This is a genomic window from Rhodococcus cerastii (assembly GCF_033042195.1).
In the GTDB taxonomy this organism is placed as follows: Bacteria; Actinomycetota; Actinomycetes; order Mycobacteriales; family Mycobacteriaceae; genus Rhodococcoides.
The window spans coordinates 45,252-63,519 of the sequence record NZ_JAWLKF010000012.1 but is presented as its reverse complement, the minus strand read 5'-3'; the positions used below and the strand labels follow the sequence as shown (position 1 = coordinate 63,519).

Here is an 18,268-nt window from a genome sequence, read left to right as displayed (position 1 = left end):
GCGCCCCGCCGATTCGGCCGAAGCGGTAGCCTGGCGCTCTGGACGAGGTGGATCGCGTCCGAAGACAACTGCCGATCGAAATGAGGCCGACAACCGTGACTGTGCTGCTTGGGGTGTCCATGGGGACCCGAGCCGTGCGCACGGCGCAGCCCCGCCCCGAGCAGTTCGGGTCACCCGTCGGAGACCCATCCGGCCTGGTCACCGACATCGACCGGCCCCTGTTCTTCCGCAACGAACTCATCGACAGTGTCGGCGGAGACCTTCCGCATCTGGCCGCCGAATCGATCGGTGCCGCAGCGGAGAGCGAGCCCGAACTCGCCACCGGCGTCGCCTACCGCGACCCCCGCCAGGCCGACGCGCTGCATGCTGCCCTCAGCGGTGCGCGCCTGCACAACTATCACCTGGTCCCCGAGGTGGAGGCTGTCGTCGAGTATCTGGCGGCAACGGGCGAGGCCCGCAACTGCAATTCCGTCGCACTTTTCGACCTCGGAAGTTCAGGACTGACCGTCAGCGTCGTGGACCTGGTGCAGCGCACCGTCATCGCCTCGCAGCGATCCGGTGCGTACAGCGGAGATCTGCTCGACGCCTACGTGCGCAACAATCAGCTCCAACGCCTCGGCAAGCAGCCGACCGACCCCGACATGGCGTTGTTCGAGAAGCGCTGCCGCATTGCCAAGGAGCGCTTGTCCACTCAGGACGCGGTATGTCTGCCCGACGCCAGCGGCATGATCCTGCTCTCCCGAGAGAACTTCGAGCTGCTCATCACCGACCTGCTCGACGAGGCCATCGAGTTCGCGCGCGACGTGATGATCGGTGCCAACGTTCCGATCGACGCCGTCGTACTGATCGGCGGTGGCGCTCGCATGCCGATCGTGCAGAAACGCGTCGGACCGCTGCTCGAACTCCCGTCGATCGTGCCGACCGAACCCGAGACCGTCGCGGCGCGTGGAGCGGCACTGGCTGCTCGTCCGCATTCACGCACGCGAACCGGAACGCGTCGGGCACCGAATCGGCAGGCGACGTCCGCTGCGCCGATGACCGCCGAACCCGCGTCGCGGGTCCGCTCGGAACCGGCTTCCGTGCCGGTGCCGCCGCTACCCGCGCCGGTCCGTCCGGTTCCGGCGAATACCGAGTCCCAGCACGCCGCGCCCGGTGTGCCTGTCCCGGCTCCCTCGCCGGCGCGTCCTGTTCCGGCCCGTCCCTGGATAGCGGCGGCAGCGGTCGGCGCGCAGTCGCAGGACACGGTGTCGGAGGTGCCGGTGCCCGAAGTGCCGGTGTCCGAAGTCCCGACGTCAGAAGGCCCGGCCGATCCCACCGGTACCTCGGGAGAATTCGCTTCCTCGAGGTTCACCGACTCCGCCGAATCAAGTGCAGTCGATTCGGTTCCGGAGACCTCACCGGTGGTGGAAGATGTTCTCGACGACCACGTGCAGGGGGCGCGGGTCGACGGGGAGGTCGTTGCGTTGAGCGCGAACACGGGGGATTCGTCTGCCGAGAACTCTGCTGCCAAGCCCGAGGCCGCAGACGACGGCAAGCCGGTTCCGTTCCAGCTGAAGAACGTCTACTGGCTCGACGCCGATTACGACGACGACGACGGCGAGGACGACCGCACTCGGGCTCGGCGGAAGCTCCGCACCGGAGGTGTTCTCGCGCTCGGTCTCGCTTTGGTGGTGGGCGGCTCCGCGTTCATGATCACCCAGCAGAACACACCGCAGGTGGTCGACACCTCGGTCAGTCGGAACCAGACCGAAGCTCCCGCTGTCACCACCACGGTGCCGCCCACGTCGGTGACACCAGCGCCGGTGTTGCCGCCGCCCGCACCTGCACCGGAAACCACGGTCGAACCGACCACCGTGCCACCGGAGACCGAGGTCTACCAGGAGCCGTGGACTCCGGAGCCGACGACGACCACGGCCGAGCCTGCGCCGCCGCCACCCGTCGAGAGCGTTCCTCCGACGACGCAGCAGCCACCGCCGCTGATTCCAGGATTCCCGGATTTCACGCTGCCCGGTTTCCCGCCGATTGCCCCGCCCGCTCCCTGACCCGATTCACTTCTCTCCGTGAGTGTTTCGCGGCCTGATGTGCTCGAAGATCAGGATGGTCTCGGTAGCGGCCACAGCAGGGTCGGCGCTGAGATTCTCGACGACGAAGTCGCGAAGAGTGGCGGTGTCGACGGTTGCCACATGCACCAGGAAGTCGTCCGCACCGGCAATGAAGTAGATGTTCAGCGTCTCCTTCCGTGAGGCGATCTTCGAACCGAATTCGCTGATGCGTCGTCGAGCATCTGCTTGCAGCCGAACCGAGATCATGGCCTGAATGCCCTGGCCGAGTGCCTCGGGGTCTATCTCGGCGTGGAAGCCGCGGATGACGCCGCGTTCGACCAGAGCACGAACCCGCGCCAGTGCGGTCGACGGTGCGATCCCGGCCGCGGCAGCGAGCGCGTTGTTGGGTGTACGGGCGTCGCGGCGGAGCTCGTCGAGCAGGATGTGGTCGATTCGGTCCAGTGGCACCGACCGAACATCGTTCGACCGAGACCCCGCTTCACCCGTCTCGAACGAACTATTGCTCACCATTCTGGGATTGTACAGAATTATATTCACTTCCGTTGCAGGTATTTCGTAGATAATTCATAGTTGGCCTACACGGATGGAGCCCCGGCTTCACATCACCCGCCACCGAGGAGGCCGCCATGAAGATCGGAATTCCACGCGAGATCAAGAACCACGAATACCGGGTGGCCATCACCCCGGCAGGCGTGCACGAACTGGTCTCGCGAGGACACGAAGTGATCATCGAAACCGAGGCAGGAGCCGGTTCGTCGTTCACCGATACCGACTACAAGGCCGCCGGAGCGCAGATTCTCACCGATGTCGCCGAGGTCTGGGAGACTGCGGACCTGCTCTTGAAAGTCAAAGAACCTATCGCCGAGGAGTATTCACGCCTGAGGAAGGGGCAGGTGCTGTTCACCTACCTGCACCTCGCGGCGTCCAAGCCGTGCACCGATGCGCTGCTCGAGTCGGGTACCACCGCCATCGCCTACGAAACAGTCACTGCTGCAGACGGTTCCCTGCCGTTGCTCGCCCCGATGAGTGAGGTTGCCGGACGCCTCGCGCCGCAGGCCGGTGCCTACCACCTGATGTCCAGTGAAGGCGGGCGCGGAGTTCTGATGGGCGGAGTTCCCGGAGTCCGCCCCGCCAACGTCGTGGTGATCGGAGCCGGCGTGTCCGGAAGGAACGCCACCGCAATCGCTTTCGGCATGCACGCCGACGTCACCGTGCTCGATCTCGATGTGAAGGCGCTGCGCGCCATCGACGATCAGTACCGCGGTGCGGTGAAAACTCTGGTATCCAACGCTTACGAGCTCGAACAGGCCGTTCTCGCAGCGGATCTCGTCATCGGCGCAGTGCTGGTGCCCGGAGCGAAGGCACCGAAGCTCGTGTCCAACAGTCTGGTTCAGCGTATGAAGCCGGGTTCGGTTCTGGTCGACATCGCCATCGATCAGGGCGGCTGCTTCGAGGATTCGCACGCCACCACCCACGCCGATCCCACGTACAAGGTGCACGAGTCGGTGTTCTACTGCGTCGCCAACATGCCCGGTGCCGTACCGCGCACCTCCACCTACGCGCTCACCAACGCCACCCTGCCGTACGTCGTCGCACTCGCCGACAAGGGTTGGGAAGCTGCCTGCGAGGCGGACCCGGGTCTCAAAGCCGGCCTGAGCACGCACAACGGTGCACTGTTGTCGGAGACCGTCGCCGCTGCGTTCGCCTGAGCGGCTGCGCCGCACGTGCACGAAAACTCGTAGCCCACTACGAGCTTCTACTCACGTGCGGCGGAGCCGCTCACGCGCTGTGACGGCCGGAGCGCCTGCTCTTGCGGGTGGGTGCCGTCGCCCGGCGCTGCGCTCGGTTGGAGGGCCCGCCCACGTTGATGGGGCGGGCCAACAGCACGGCGATCGCCGTGGTCAGCGGAACCGACAGGGCAAGCGCCACACCGCCGACTGCGGAGCGGACGATCTCGATGGCCACCGAATCGCCGGTGAGTACGTCCTGGATGGATCGGTCGGCGACGCTGAAGAGCAGCAGCAGCGGCAGTGCGCCACCGGCGTAGGCGAGCACGAGCGTGTAGACGGTACTGGCGATGTGATCGCGACCCACCCGCATCGTCGCGGTGAAGATCTCGCGCCGCGACGCCGTCTCGTCCACCGAGGCGAGCTCGAAGGCCGCTGACGCCTGCGTGATCGTCACGTCGTTGAGCACACCGAGCGAGCCGATGATGAAGCCGGCCAACAGTAGACCGGTGACGCTGACGTTGCCGATGTACGTCTGTACGGCGGTGTTCTGTTCCTCGGACAATCCGGTCAGGTGGGTCATGCGGATGGCGACGTACGACAGCGCCGCCGCCACCGCCATCGAGGTGAGAGTGCCCAGCAGCGCCGAGCTGGTCCGAAGGTTCACCCCGTGCGCCAGATAGAGCACGGCATAGAGAATCACCGCACCGGCGACGAGGGCCACCGGAATGGCGGGTGCACCGTCGAGCAGGGCGGGCAGCATGAACACGACCAGCACGGCGAACGCGATGAGCAGGCCGACCAGTGCACGGAATCCCCGCCAGCGGGCGACGATGCAGATGACCACCGCGAACACGCCGACGATCAGCGCCAACGGTAGCCCGCGGGAATAGTCGTTGAAGGAGTAGCGGACTCCACCGGCAGGGTCGGTCTGTACAACCAACCGGATGTCCTCGCCGGCACTCAGGGTCGGTTGCCCGGGCCCCGGAGCGATCTCGAGTACCGTGCGCTTGCCCGCGTCCTCGCCCGTGGTGATGTCGACGATGCTGCGCTGACATTCGTAGGAGTCGTTGACCGCGGGGGTCGGGTCACCGGTGAACGGTCTTCCGGCGTCGGGACTTCCGCAGGGCCCGATGCTCTGCGAGGTGATGGTGCCCGCCTCGGTGGACACTGCGCCACCGCCGGAGGTCTGGAACGGCAACGGGATGTCGACGCTCTGCTGGCTCGGCCACAGAGCGATCGCACCACCGATCACGGCGATGGCAATGGCGACCAACAGTCCGACGACGACCTTGGCCGCCACCGGTCCCAACGGAACCGGAGTATCGCTGTGGCCGTGCCCGTGCCCGTGGCCCGCGTAGGAGTCGAGGCTCGGCTTGGTGCCGTCGGGAGGATTGCCGTGTGGTTCCACCATGCAAGGCTAGTACGGGGCCAGGTTGGTGACAGATGCGAGGAGCTCGGTGGCGGGGAGCAGGGGGGGCGTCCCCCGCCACCACCTGACCGACCCGGGGGGGAGGGGACGACCAGGGCTCGCGGGCACCGAAGTGCCGTCCGCCAATGTACAGATCATTCGTCGCCGAGGCGGGATCACACCGATGTTTTGTGCATCACTTTCAACTACTTTCGAGTAACTTCCGGTGTCACTGCTTGTACGACGCGAGGAAGTTACCGAACCTCTCGATCGCCACCGCCAGGTCTCGCGCCCACGGCAGAGTCACGATGCGGATGTGATCGTGGCCGGGCCAGTTGAATCCGGTGCCTTGAACCACGAGGATTTTCTCCTGCAGCAACAGGTCCTGGACCAGCTTTTCGTCGTCGTAGATTTCGTGTACTTCGGGGTCGAGTCGCGGAAACGCGTACAGCGCACCCCGCGGTTTGACGCACGAGACGCCGTGAATCGCGTTGAGTTTCTCCCATGCGACGTCGCGCTGCTCGAGCAGACGGCCGCCGGGCAGGATCAGATCCTCGATGCTCTGGTATCCGCCGAGAGCGACCTGAATGGCATGTTGCGCAGGCACATTGGGGCACAGTCGCGTCGACGCGAGAAGGTCGATGCCCTCGATGAACCCTGCGGCGTGCGCCTTCGGTCCGGTGATCGCGAGCCAGCCGGCGCGGTAGCCGGCCACTCGATACGCCTTGGAGAGACCGTTGTACGTCAGGCAGAGCAGGTCGGGAGCCAGGCTCGCCAGCGAGGTGTGCTCTGCGTCGTCGTAGAGAATCCGGTCGTAGATCTCGTCTGCGAGCAGCAGCAGCTGGTGCTTGCGTGCGAGATCGACGATGCCCTGCAGCACCTCCTTCGAGTACACCGCACCCGTCGGATTGTTGGGATTGATCACCAACAGTGCGACGGTCTTCGGAGTGATCTTGGACTCGATGTCGGCCAGATCGGGATTCCAGCCGTTCTCCTCGTCGCAGATGTAGTGCACGGCTTTGCCGCCGGACAGCGTCGTCATCGCCGTCCACAGCGGGTAGTCCGGAGCCGGGATCAGTACTTCGTCACCGTCGTCGAGCAGTGCCTGCATCGTCATCGTGATGAGCTCGGACACCCCGTTGCCGAGGTAGATGTCGTCGACGTCGAGCTCGGGGAAGCCCGGCTCGAGCTCGTATCGGGTGACGATGGCGCGCCGCGCGGACAGAATGCCTTTCGATTCCGAGTACCCCTGCGCCACCGGCAGCGCCGCGATCATGTCCCGCACGATCACATCGGGGGCCTCGAACCCGAACGGGGCCGGATTGCCGATGTTGAGCTTGAGGATGCGGTGCCCCTCCGCCTCGAGCCGCGCGGCATGGGCGTGTACCGGTCCGCGGATCTCGTACAGCACGTTCTGCAGCTTGGTCGACTGCTGCAACGTGCGGTAACGCGGCTGGGAGTGGATCTGCGGAGTGGTCACCCGTCACATCGTGCCAGGTGGGTGCCACGTAATTCCACGAGGTTGTTTCGTCCGAGATGTCGGTGGCAGGTGGAACAATCTCGTTCCATGTGCGGACGGTATGCCAGTACCCGGAGTGACAGTGACCTGCAGGCGGTGTTCGACATCGCCGAGACCGTCGGTGCGGAGGTGCCGCCGTCGTACAACGTGGCCCCCACCCAGACGGTCCGGACGGTGCTCGAGCGCGCACCGAAGGACGAACCCGAGGCCGACGCCGTGCGACAACTGCGGTCGGTGCGCTGGGGTCTGATCCCCTCGTGGGCGAAGGACGCCAAAATCGGTTCTCGACTGATCAACGCCAGGTCCGAGACCATCACCGAGAAGCCGTCGTTCAAGAAGGCGGCGAGCCGTCGACGATGCATCGTGCCCGCAGACGGCTACTACGAGTGGGAAAAGCGTGACGGCGCGAAGGTGCCGTACTTCCTGCACGAGGGCTTGGATAGTGGTCGTTCCGCGGGCTCCACTCCTGGAGTATTGGCGATGGCCGGCCTGTACGAGCTGTGGCGAGACCCCACCAAGGCCGAGGACGACGAGGATCGGTGGGTCTGGTCGGTCACCGTGCTCACCTCTCCTGCAGCCGATGCGCTCGGGCACATTCACGATCGCTCGCCGGTGGTGCTTCCGCCGGAGCTGCGCGCGAGCTGGCTCGACCCCACTGTGACCGATCTCGGCGACGTGCAGGATCTGTTGGCGGCCATCCCTGAGCCGCGGCTCGAGCCCTACGAGGTGAGTACCGCGGTCAACAGTGTGAAGAACAACAGCCCGGAGCTGTTGGTACCGGTGTAGCGGTGGCTCAGGCGAGTCTCGTGCGGCAGATGTCGGCGATCGCGGACCGCTCGTCCGGGGACAGGTCCTCGGCGACCGGCGAGTCCAGGATGCGACGCAATCGCTGGAAGTAGGTACGCGCGTCGATGCCGAATGCCACGTAGATGTCCTCGTCGCTGCCTCCGCCGTATCCCCGCCAGGTTCGGCCGAAGGTCAGAATTTCGTGGTCCACCGAATGGGTAGTGGTCCGGCGCATGGTGTCCCCCTAGTGCTACTCGACCCCCATCATCCGGGTCATGGTTGAAGGGCCGGTGAACAACGCGTTACGTGCATGTCAGTTCACTAAGGTGGACGGCGTGACTGCTCTCGCCTTCGGATCCTGGCCCTCGCCCATCACCGCAGCAGATCTGTCGTCGGCGGGCCACCCCGTCGAGGGCGGGCGCTTCGTCGGCAGCGAGATCTGGTGGTCGGAACTGCGGCCCGCCGAACAAGGCCGAACGGCCATCTGCCGGTATGTCGACGGAGAAGTGCAGCCGGTTCTGCCCGCACCGTTCAACGCCCGCACCCGCGTCCACGAATACGGCGGGGGAGCCTGGACTGCGACGGCCGACGGAGACCTGGTGTTCGCCGAGTTCTCCGATCAACGCGTCTACCGACTCACCCCCGGCGCCGCACCCGTCCCGCTGACCCCGAAACCGGCTGTGGCGTCCAGCATTCGGTACGCGGACCTCTCGGTGGTCGGCACCGACGTGATCGCAGTTCGCGAGATGCACGACGCAGGCGCGGTGTCCCGAGACATCGTGGCCATCGATCTCGGCGGCGGCGGGGTGCGCTCGCTGGTGGCGGGTTCGGACTTTCTGGCGTTCCCGAGACTGTCACCCGACGGCACCCACATCGCTTGGATCGCGTGGAACCACCCGCAGATGCCCTGGGACGGAACGGAACTGCGCGTCGCCTCGCTGGCCGAGCCGTCGTCCTGGACGGTTCTACTCGGCTCGACCGAGGAATCGGTGCTGCAACCGGAATGGATCGACGACGAGTCGCTGTACGCAATCGGTGACCGAAGTGGTTGGTGGAACCTGTATTCGGTGATGCTCGACGGGTCGGTCACGCCGCTGCGGACGCTCGACGCGGATTTCGGTGCTCCACTGTGGCGGTTGGGATCGAGTTGGTACGAGGTGCTGGACGACGGGACACTGCTCACCGTGCGGACTGTCGGCACCGACACCCTTGCGGTGCTCGACCCGGCGTCCGGAGTGCTGGAGGACATCGCGCTCGACGGTATGACCTCGGTGGGGCTCGGTGGGCGCTCCGGCTCGACCGTGCTGATCAAGGGCGGCGGAGCGCACGTGGCAAGCGCGCTGTTCGCACTCGACCTCGAATCTCGTGAACTGACCTCTGTCCGTTCGGGTTTCGAGTCCGTTCCCGACAGTGCGTACCTCCCCGAGGGGCGTCAGGTGACGTTCCAGGGGCCGAACCGTGAGGTGCACGCCATCACCTATGCGCCGCGCAACCCCGACTACGAAGGCCTGGACGGTGAATTGCCGCCGTACGTCGCCTTCGTCCACGGCGGCCCCACGGCGCACGTGGCACCCGCTCTGAACCCGTTGTTCGCCTACTTCACCAGCCGCGGCATCGGCGTCGTCGATGTGAACTACGGCGGTTCCAGTGGATACGGCCGCGAATACCGCAACCGGCTGCGCGGGCAGTGGGGAGTGGTCGACGTCGAAGACACCATCGCCGCGGTGCAGGGGCTGGCCGACAGTGGACTCGCCGACCCGCGCCGGCTGGCCATCGAAGGTGGCTCCGCAGGTGGTTGGACGGTCTTGGCTGCGCTGACGTCTTCCGACGTGTTCGCTTGCGGTGCATCGTACTTCGGTGTCGCAGAGCTGGAGCTGTTCGTCGCCGAGACCCACGACTTCGAGTCGCGCTACATCGACGGGCTCATCGGACCGTTGCCCGAGGCCATCGATCTGTACCGAACCCGGGCACCGGTGAACAACGTCGACGGACTCTCTTGCCCAGTGCTGTTGTTGCAGGGGCTCGACGATCCGATCGTGCCGCCGTCGCAGGCCGAACGATTCCGAGATGCCATGGTGAGCAAGGGGATACCGCACGCCTACCTGGCTTACGCGGGCGAGTCACACGGGTTCCGCAAACTGGAAACGCAGGTGAACGCACGAGAATCCGAACTGTCCTTCTACGGCCAGGTCATGGGGTTCACGCCGCCCGGAATCCCCGAGCTGCAGCTGTGGCGTCCCTCTAGCTGAGTGGTGGGTGCGCTCGCTTCGCTTCCAGAAACTCGAGGAGTGCACTGGGGATCGCGCAGTACTTGCTGTTGCCCTCGGACAACTTGCTGCCCACCTCGAACGCTGCCTTCGACGGACCGTCGTTCTCGAGGATGAGTGCACAGAGGCGCTCGTCGGTGCGGCCGGATTCGCAACACTGCTCGACGTGCGCTCGGTCGTCCGGCGACAGAGCCGTCCACCACTCGTCGTAGCGGCGAAAGAGCTTGTCCGCGTCGTCGGTCATGCCTGCTCCCTACTTGTCGGTACGCCTTCGCGTCCGACCATACTCACGATGTCCGATTCGGCCACTTCCGAGGGGGGTTCGCGGGAACCTCACACCGCTTGTGCAGGGTGCGCGCCTGCATTTCGACGCGAGGACGGGCGCGCGGTCGGTAGAAAGGTCGCTCGGTGGCGTCGGCCGGCTCTATCGGCAGCATCGCGGATCATCCGGTCGACGAGCTCGGGACGATCGAGATCCGGCCAGGCAATTCGCACCACCTGACGGCCGGTTGCGCGAATGCGATCCTCGCGGCGCTTCTCGTCCCACAACACATCGGCCGCGGACTTCCCCTCGGGCACATAGCGCCCGTACTTCACCTTGCCGTCGAATTCGAGAACAGTCTCGATGTCGGGCAGATCGAAATCCACGCGCCCGACGAAGCCACGGGAATCCGTCATCGGTACCTGCAGCTGTGGGGTGTAGCCGAGATGATGCAGCACTACGCGGGCGCGTGATTCCCCGACACTCTCGGACCGGCCGTCCATGAACTCCGCAACCCGACGCGCCAGCCGATTACCCGGATGGTTCGGGCACGAATCCAGTGCTGCGACAACATCTTCAGCAGCGAGACCGCGTGCTCTCGCCGCGAAGTCCGCGATACAGACAGCCGTCTCGAACGGAAGTGAGCGAGCGCAATCGGCAACTGTGCGCGCCAGAGCGGTGACCCGAACGCCGTCGAAATCCACGACTTCCTCGTCGGTGTACGGCGAGGTGTGCACTGCTCGAACGGCACTGCTCCGACCTCCGCCCCGGGCGCGATTGCGCGTGATGTGCACCCGGCTCAGGTCGGCATTCCACACAGCGAGACCGTGGAAGACAGCCGCACTCACATGGCTGACCACGGCATCGGGGGCGATGGTCGCGTCGAACACGGCCTCGGCGATCACTCGATGCTTGTCTTCCCTGGGCAGGGCGTCGAATTCGTCTCTGCTGACGAACCGTCCGGGACGGAGTCGACGCCATGCTCGCGTTCGGCAGTAGCGCTGCAACTCTGCGTCGGAAATTCCGCGGGAGAGTGCGTCGGATCGCGAGACTATGCGGGTCATGAAGAAATGCTCTCGGGCGCAATCGCTTTCGACAAGACCCCAGTGGCCGATTGTGGATAACTCGCTGCCTGTGGATAACTCGTGGGAGTGGACCTCACACCCCTACTGGCGACTGCGCGCCCCTGCTCGGCAGTGAGCAAGGGCGCGCAGTCGGTAAAAGGGGTGTGAGGTTACTTCCGGCGTCCCGGAACCTTGGCTCCCGGAGCGAATCCGAGTCCACCGGCCTTCGGCTTGGGCGGAGTCCGCTCATCGGAACCACTGGACGAGGTGTCCGACGCTTCGGCGGGTGCCTCGGTGCTGGCCGCCTCGGCGGGTGCCTCGGTGGTCGACGCCTCTGCCGGAGCCTCAGCGGGTGCCTCAGTGCTGGCCGCCTCGGCTGGTGCCTCGGTGGTGTCCGACGCCTCCGCGGGTGTTGCCGCTGCCGCACCCGGTGTCCGTGCGCCCGGCTTCTTGAATCCGGACTTGACGGCCAGGCCTTTGGGCTTGACGGTCGGCTTGGATTCTGCGACAGCCTCGGCGGCGGGTGCTTCCGACGCCGTAGCCTCGGCAACCGGTGCCTCAGCAGCAGGTGCCTCGGCAGCAGGTGCTTCGGAGACCGGAGCCTCGGCAGCAGGCTTACCCGGTGCCTTGGCTCCCGGCTTCTTGAATCCGGACTTCACGGCCAGGCCCTTCGGCTGGACGGTCGGCTTGGATTCGGTTGCAGCAGAAGCGGATTCGACAGGTGCGTCAGCGGTCGACGGCTCCGCGGCGGGAGCCGCGGTGGCCTCGGCCGGCTTACCCGGTGCCTTGGCTCCCGGCTTCTTGAAGCCCGACTTCACGGCCAGGCCCTTGGGCTTGACGGACGGAGTCGATTCCGAGGCCTCGGTGGACGGAGCTTCGGCTGCAGTGTCGGCAGGTGCAGGTGCAGCCGCCTTCGCGCCGGGTGCCTTGCCCTTCATCTGCAGACCCTTGCCACCGGGTGCCTTACCGCCTGCCAATCCGAGACCCTTGGGCTTGGCCGCGGGTGCAGCCTCCTCCGTTGGCTCTTCGGCCTTGGTGGCGGAACCGGGTGCCTTCGCTCCCGGAGCCTTGGCCAGACCCTTCATCTTCAGACCGCCGCCGGCCTTGGGGGCAGGAGCTGCCGGAGCGGACTTCGCCTCGGCCGGCTCCTCGACGGGGGCGATGCGTTCGGCCTCTTCGACCTCCATCGCCTTTTCGGTCGCGAGCTTCTCCTCCGGAGTGCGCTCGCGGGGGATGACCTTGATGTTCTCGCCCAGTACCGAGGACTCGACGCGGGTGATCGACTCGAGCATCAGCTGCGCGACGTCGACGACCTCGACGCCCTCGTGCGCGCCGCCTTCCTGCCGCGCGGTGACGCCGTCGGTGAGCATGACGCGGCAGAACGGGCAACCGGTGGCGATCTTCTTCGGGTTGGTCGCCAGTGCCTCGTCGACCCGGTCGATGTTGATGCGCTTGCCGATGTTCTCTTCCATCCACATGCGAGCGCCACCGGCACCACAGCACATGGACCGCTCACCGTGGCGCGGCATCTCCTTCAGATTGGAGCCCGACGCGGCCATGAGCTCACGCGGAGCGTCGTACACCTTGTTGTGACGGCCGAGGTAGCACGGGTCGTGGTAGGTGATGTCCTGGCTGACCGAGGCCACCGGGATCAGCTTCTTCTGGCGCACGAGGCGGTTGAGCAGCTGCGTATGGTGCACCACCTCGTAGTCACCGCCGACCTGCGGGTACTCGTTGCCGAGCGCGTTGAAGCAGTGCGCGCAGGTGACGACGATCTTGCGCTTGCTCTGCTCGACACCGTCGAACACGCTGTTCAGCGTCTCGATGTTCTGCATGGCGAGCTGCTGGAACAGGAACTCGTTGCCCGCGCGGCGAGCGGAGTCGCCGGTGCAGGTCTCGTCCGCGCCGAGCACCATGAACTTCACGCCTGCGGTGGCGAGCAACTCGGCGACGGCCTTGGTGGTCTTCTTGGCGCGATCCTCGTAGGCGCCGGCACATCCGACCCAGAACAGGTACTCGTAGTCCTGGAACGAATCGGCGTCCTGGCCGAAGACCGGGATGTCGAAGTCCATCTCGTTGATCCAGTTGAGGCGGTCCTTGGAGTTCTGGCCCCACGGATTGCCCTTGTTCTCGAGGTTCTTGAACAGGCCGGCGAGCTCGGACGGGAACTCCGACTCGATGAGCACCTGGTAGCGACGCATGTCGATGATGTGGTCGACGTGCTCGATGTCCACCGGGCACTGCTCGACGCAGGCGCCGCACGTGGTGCAGCTCCACAGCACCTCGGGATCGATGATGCCGCCCTCGATGGCGTCGGCGACGAGCTTGCGATCGGCTTCGTCACGGGCATTCTGAGGAATGGCGTCGAGCGCTTTCTGGTCGACGTTGCCCTCGGAGTCGACGAGTCCGACCTCGTCGCCCGCCATGTCCTTCTTGCCGCCTGCCAGCAGGTACGGGGCCTTGGCGTGGCTGTGGTCGCGCAGCGACATGATCAGCAGCTTGGGGGACAGGGGCTTGCCGGTGTTCCAGGCGGGGCACTGCGATTGGCAGCGGCCACACTCGGTGCAGGTACTGAAGTCGAGCCAGCCCTTCCAGCTGAAGTCCTCGATGTTGCCTGCGCCGAACGCGTCGACGTCGGGGTCGGCCTCTTCCATCTCGAGGACCTTGCCGCCGGACATCATGGGCTTGGCCGGGCCGAGAGCCACGGTGCCGTCGTCCATGCGCTTGAAGTAGATGTTGGGGAACGCCGAGAAGCGGTGCCAGGCGATACCCCAGTTGATGCGGGTACCGACGATGTAGAGCCACACCATGCCGGACATCAGCTTGACGAACGCGAACACCGACACCATCTCCGGGCTGGCCGGCAGCAGGGTGGCGATGTGGACGGTGGCGAAGTCGTAGATGAGACTGCCGTCGCCGTAGGTGGCGATCTTGCCGGACTTCACCATCAGCATGCCCAGGCCCTCGATGAGCACAACGGCCTCGACGAAGTAGGCGGCTTTGAACCCGGAGCCGGCGAAGCGCGACTGACGCTCGGGCTTTCTCGGGTGGTTGAGCTGGCGAATGACGATCAGCGTGGCGATACCGATGACCGTGCCGAGAGCGAGGATCTCCTCGAGGAAGTGGTAAACCGCAGTGTCGCCGAAGATCGGCCAATGGAACTCGGGGTTGAACGTCTGGCCGTACGCCTCGAACCAGACGATGGAACCGAACATGAAGCCGACCATCACGAGCCAGTGCGACCAGCCGACGGTGCGGAACTTGACCATCTTGGTGTGCAGCAGGAACTCGACGACCATCTGCTTGAAGCGAGGGACAATCGGTCGCCAGCGGTCGGGTGCCGGCTGGCCGAGTCGCACGATGTTGAACATCCGCAGAGCCCCGCGAATGAAGACGTACCAACACACGAGGCTGAGCAGAGCACCGACTGTGCCCAACGTGATCGTCAGGGCGTTCATGTCGCGGCCTTTCGTTCAGGTGGCAGCTGGGGGCTACCGCGGGTTCGGCCCGTCGAGCCGGCTGACGGACTATGTTACTCGCCAGTAGCAGTTTCGCCGTACTGACGGGTAACTTAGCACCACCGAGTGAAGCGGTGCTGGTGGGTGGGGAAGTGAGGCCGTCCGACGGGTGGGCTGAACTCGTCAGTAGGTTGTCTCGCAGATCACCGTATGCGTAGGCCGTCGAGGTGCTGTCGAGAAGGCAGTCCTTACCTACTCCGTTCGTGTGGCGGGATGTCGCCGACGGGCCGTCTGGGGCCGGTGGGATCACGCGCTCGTTCTTCCTCGATCGTTCGAACGATCGACATCTCCGATCCCAGCATGACTTGACTCGAGCCGCTGTGCTGCGAATATCCAAAATGTTTGTGACAGTGGGTAACTGACAGGTGGAGAACCTGTCACAAAAGGACAACGACCGGTCCGATTCTTACGCTACAATTCGGGCGCACCAAAAGTCGCAAAAGAGTCATCGGGGTGACTTTGCGCTTGACGGCTGCCTAGCGGTACTGCCAAGCACTCAACGCCACAGAAACGGAACTGAACTCCACATGAAACTCAGCAAACTGGTCGTCACGTCGGCCCTCGTCGCAGTCGCGATGGGCCTGGCCAGCGGAACCGCATACGCACAGCCCGCCGATGAAACGGCCCCCGGTGACACCAACTACACCGTCGATCTCGAAGATCGCACGATCGTCACCACCATCGACGCAGGCGTCTTCAAGGTCGCCGACGACGGGAAGACGGTCGACGTCCTCGACGCCGCCGACAACACCCTCGTGACTCTCCCGCTGTCGTTCAACCTCGGCGGACTCAACTTCCCGTACGAGCAGAACGTCGACGACAACGGCAAGACCCTGCGTCTGATCCCGGACCTCGACTTCACGAAGGCTTCGGCCAACTCGCGCAGCATCGGCGCAACGACCGTCGCCTCGCCTGAGGAGAACCTCAAGGCGCAGCAGAACTTCTCGTCGCAGCTGGGAATCGCGACCGCGATCGGTGGCTTCACCGGAACCGCGATCGGTGCTGTTGTCGGTGGACTCGGCTTCCTCGGCGGTCCCGTCGGCTTGGCGTCGGTACCGCTTGGTGCAACGATCGGCGGCATCGCGGGCACGATCATCGCCGGCGGACCCACCCTTGTTGTTGCAGGCATCGATCTGATCAACACGCTGAATGCGGCACCGGGCACCACGGTCTGGGCCAAGTAAGCGAGTCCTCACCGAAAACCCGCACTCTCGTCGAGGGTGCGGGTTTTCTGCTTTCTGGGTGGGTCGGCGTCGAGTTCCGGCCACCGCCGCACCCGTACGAGCACCGACGGAACGAGGGCGACGAAGAAGTGCTTTCACACGCTTATTAAACTTTCCGTAAAGTAAATAGCATGGAAACCGACTACGAACCCATTATAGGAGCCGTGGACAAAACGCTGTCCGACGAACTCCGCGACGAGTGGGACGCACTGGCCGAGCGAGTCGGAACGGTCTTCTCTTCTCGCCGCAGTTATGCGTTGAATGCACCGCGACCTGCGGGCAGTGAGCTGGTCTTCGTGCACGTGCGTCGAGGTACGCGTCTGGTGGCTTTGGCCCCGATGTTCGTGACGCGACTCGGTCCGTTGAAAGTGGCGAAGATTCTCGGGGCCGGGCAGGGCGTTCCGACGGAACTGCTCAGCGAGGACGACGCGTCGTCTCGTGTCCTGTGGGATGCCGTCGACCGCTGCGGTCTGATCTTCTACGCGGATTCGATGATCGGCGATCGAAACGCCGTCGAAGCGCTCGGTGTGCATCCGCGGTGGCGTTCGGAGTCGATCGTGCGGGAACGAGTTCCGGTGATCGACGTGCCGGAAGGAAGTACCGCTCGGGACGTGCGTGGGCACAGTTCGCTGAAGCGGCTCGGGAAGTACAGACGTCAGGCCGAGCGGGCCGGGAGTCCCCTCACGATGGAGACCATCCGCGATGCGAAGCACTTCGAGCGACGCTGGGCGGACATATCCCGCTTGGCGGCCGCGTCGACGCTCCACAGCGATCGCACCGACTACCTTGCGGAGGAATCGCCCGCCGACCCGTCGGCGTCGGCCAAGGACTTCCTGGCTCGCGAAGCAGCAGCCGGGAGATTGACCCTCTCCGGGGTGAGCGTCGAGGGGCGATGGCGTGCGCATCAGATCTGTGTTCGGACCGGAGCTCGACTCGAAGCCTGGTTGACGCATTACGATCCCGAGGTTGCGAAGTACCAACCCGGGCATCAGATGATGGAATGGTTCGTCCAGAGCCACGACGAGCTCGACGTGACCGTGCTGGACCTGGGCGTCGGTGTCAACGACATCAAGAAGTCCTGGTCCACCTCGGGCTACGACGTGCTGGCCGTGGTGGGCGTCCCCACACGCATGGTCGGGTCTCGGATTCTGGTCGGCTTGGTGCGTCGATGGGAGCTGTCGCCCGGGTTCGCGCATGCGCGAAGAGTCGGCTACGCGGCGCTGTCACGTCTGCGACCGTCCACGCACTAGGACGTTCGGATCGTCAGGCCCGGGTTCTCCGCGAGTACGTCGTTGATGGGGGTGGCGAACAGCTCGGGCCGCTGACCCTGCAGCATGCTGACGACGGTCGCGACCTCGCAGGAGGGCTGATCGCCCACGTTCGATGCACTGGCGATGCCGACCGCGAGGGTGCCGCTGACGACAGGGCCACCACTGTCTCCGCGTAGCGCGCAGATGGAGGTGGAGAAGCCGCGGTCCAGAACGTTGTCGCCCAGTGCGACGTGCTGGCCCGTGGAAAGAATTGTGCCGCAACTGAATCCGGTTCTGGATCCGGATTTGCAGACCGGTGCTCCCACGATCGGGTCCACCGTCCCGGTGACGTGCAGTGGGCCTGCTCCGGGGACTCGCACGGCGTTGCTCTCGAATTCGGCGGCATTGGCGTCGTCGATGTCGATCAAGGCGTAATCGTTGCGCGACTGGCTGGTTCGGTAGAACGTTCCGAATTTCGAGCCCACGAGACTGCCGTACATCGGATACGCGCCCGTCAGTGCCGCGGAGCCGGTGTCGGTGGTGTTCGGATTGCAGTGGCCCGCAGTGATGTTGACCGATCCGCGCGTCGGGTCGACGGCATTGAATCCGAGGGAGCACCGCTGACCGAGGCCGGCCGGTGTACCCGCGAGAAAGCTGTCACCGCCGAGATACGAACTCGCACGGATCGGGCCCGCCGTCGGTGACGGATCGAACGGGAGCAGGTCCAACAGCGGCTGGACGGCATCGACAATGGCCGGCGGGAGCTCGATGGGCGACGCGTCGATCCCGAAACCGTTGGCCGACGCGGCATCTGCCACGTAGGCGTAGGCCGGTCCGTCCGCCACCGCAACGACGGGACGTCCGTCCTCGTCCAGCCATGCTCTCGCTACCCCGTCGGAACCGACGGTGTCGGTGAACTCGGCCAGTCGGCGGGCTGCGTCCGCTCGGTCGAGAAATTGCTGCGGAGACAGCCCGAGGTCGCGGGCAACCGCGTCGGCCAACGCCGCAGGCAGCACGGTGTCGGCAACCGGATCCGCCCCAGCGGTGGGCGCGAACACGGCCGCCGTCACCACGATCGGCACAGCGAACATCGACAGCCGGAACGCTCGGCGACGCATAGAAACCTCTCCCCCCGGGCATCTGCAGATGTGATGCCGTTCACCCGTCGTACGACTATA

At 65.3% G+C, this 18,268-nt stretch carries 14 protein-coding genes; 6 read left to right on the top strand and 8 right to left on the bottom strand.

All coding sequences use genetic code 11. The features are described 5' to 3' along the window. Window positions 1-95: 95 nt before the first annotated feature. Window positions 96-2,042, top strand: a complete 1,947-nt coding sequence (locus tag R3P93_RS18940; RefSeq protein WP_317533772.1) for an Hsp70 family protein — start codon at window positions 96-98, stop codon at window positions 2,040-2,042. A gap of 6 nt (window positions 2,043-2,048) precedes the next feature. On the opposite strand, the gene R3P93_RS18935 is transcribed toward R3P93_RS18940, so the two are convergent. After that, window positions 2,049-2,573: an Lrp/AsnC family transcriptional regulator gene (locus R3P93_RS18935; protein ID WP_068055430.1), complete on the bottom strand. Its 525-nt coding sequence runs from the start codon at window positions 2,571-2,573 to the stop codon at window positions 2,049-2,051. A gap of 116 nt (window positions 2,574-2,689) precedes the next feature. Here R3P93_RS18935 and ald point away from each other — a divergent pair, with 116 nt between their 5' ends. Further along, on the top strand, window positions 2,690-3,772 hold the full coding sequence (gene ald / locus R3P93_RS18930; protein WP_094640812.1) for an alanine dehydrogenase: 1,083 nt from the start codon (window positions 2,690-2,692) through the stop codon (window positions 3,770-3,772). 70 nt (window positions 3,773-3,842) lie between these two features. Here the strand turns inward: ald and R3P93_RS18925 are convergent, their stop codons facing one another. Next, complete coding sequence (locus tag R3P93_RS18925) at window positions 3,843-5,204, bottom strand: YibE/F family protein (protein ID WP_317533771.1); 1,362 nt, start codon at window positions 5,202-5,204, stop codon at window positions 3,843-3,845. A gap of 226 nt (window positions 5,205-5,430) precedes the next feature. After that, on the bottom strand, window positions 5,431-6,681 hold the full coding sequence (locus tag R3P93_RS18920) for a pyridoxal phosphate-dependent aminotransferase (RefSeq protein ID WP_094640813.1): 1,251 nt from the start codon (window positions 6,679-6,681) through the stop codon (window positions 5,431-5,433). An 87-nt stretch (window positions 6,682-6,768) separates the two neighbouring features. On the opposite strand from R3P93_RS18920, the gene R3P93_RS18915 reads away from it, so the two are divergent. After that, on the top strand, window positions 6,769-7,506 hold the full coding sequence (locus R3P93_RS18915) for an SOS response-associated peptidase (protein WP_068055418.1): 738 nt from the start codon (window positions 6,769-6,771) through the stop codon (window positions 7,504-7,506). A 7-nt stretch (window positions 7,507-7,513) separates the two neighbouring features. On the opposite strand, the gene R3P93_RS18910 is transcribed toward R3P93_RS18915, so the two are convergent. Continuing rightward, entirely contained in the window at window positions 7,514-7,741 is a 228-nt protein-coding gene (locus tag R3P93_RS18910; protein ID WP_068055415.1) for a DUF3263 domain-containing protein, read from the bottom strand. Between the two features lie 100 nt (window positions 7,742-7,841). Between R3P93_RS18910 and R3P93_RS18905 the strand changes: the two genes are divergently transcribed. Next, on the top strand, window positions 7,842-9,755 hold the full coding sequence (locus R3P93_RS18905; protein WP_317533770.1) for a dipeptidyl-peptidase 5: 1,914 nt from the start codon (window positions 7,842-7,844) through the stop codon (window positions 9,753-9,755). On the opposite strand, the gene R3P93_RS18900 is transcribed toward R3P93_RS18905, so the two are convergent. The 3 genes from R3P93_RS18900 to R3P93_RS18890 all read right to left on the bottom strand — a co-directional run bounded on the left by R3P93_RS18900 (window position 9,748) and on the right by R3P93_RS18890 (window position 14,557). Then, on the bottom strand, window positions 9,748-10,017 hold the full coding sequence (locus R3P93_RS18900) for a hypothetical protein (protein WP_068055411.1): 270 nt from the start codon (window positions 10,015-10,017) through the stop codon (window positions 9,748-9,750). The two genes, R3P93_RS18905 and R3P93_RS18900, sit on opposite strands and share 8 nt — an antisense overlap. An 89-nt stretch (window positions 10,018-10,106) precedes the next feature. Further along, window positions 10,107-11,099, bottom strand: coding sequence for a type IV toxin-antitoxin system AbiEi family antitoxin domain-containing protein (locus tag R3P93_RS18895; protein ID WP_317533769.1), 993 nt, complete (start codon window positions 11,097-11,099; stop codon window positions 10,107-10,109). A 170-nt stretch (window positions 11,100-11,269) separates the two neighbouring features. Further along, window positions 11,270-14,557, bottom strand: a complete 3,288-nt coding sequence (locus tag R3P93_RS18890; RefSeq protein ID WP_317533768.1) for a (Fe-S)-binding protein — start codon at window positions 14,555-14,557, stop codon at window positions 11,270-11,272. Window positions 14,558-15,144: 587 nt separating this feature from the next. On the opposite strand from R3P93_RS18890, the gene R3P93_RS18885 reads away from it, so the two are divergent. Together R3P93_RS18885 and R3P93_RS18880 are read left to right on the top strand one after the other, a co-directional pair. Next, entirely contained in the window at window positions 15,145-15,801 is a 657-nt protein-coding gene (locus R3P93_RS18885) for a hypothetical protein (protein ID WP_094669495.1), read from the top strand. 170 nt (window positions 15,802-15,971) lie between these two features. Continuing rightward, the gene (locus R3P93_RS18880; protein ID WP_317533767.1) at window positions 15,972-17,090 is read left to right on the top strand and encodes a GNAT family N-acetyltransferase; all 1,119 of its coding nucleotides are present in this window, start codon (window positions 15,972-15,974) and stop codon (window positions 17,088-17,090) included. Here R3P93_RS18880 and R3P93_RS18875 read toward each other — a convergent pair. Beyond that, window positions 17,087-18,208 (bottom strand): S1 family peptidase, encoded by a 1,122-nt coding sequence (locus tag R3P93_RS18875; protein ID WP_317533766.1) that lies wholly within the window; start codon window positions 18,206-18,208, stop codon window positions 17,087-17,089. The genes R3P93_RS18880 and R3P93_RS18875 overlap by 4 nt on opposite strands. Window positions 18,209-18,268 lie beyond the last annotated feature (60 nt).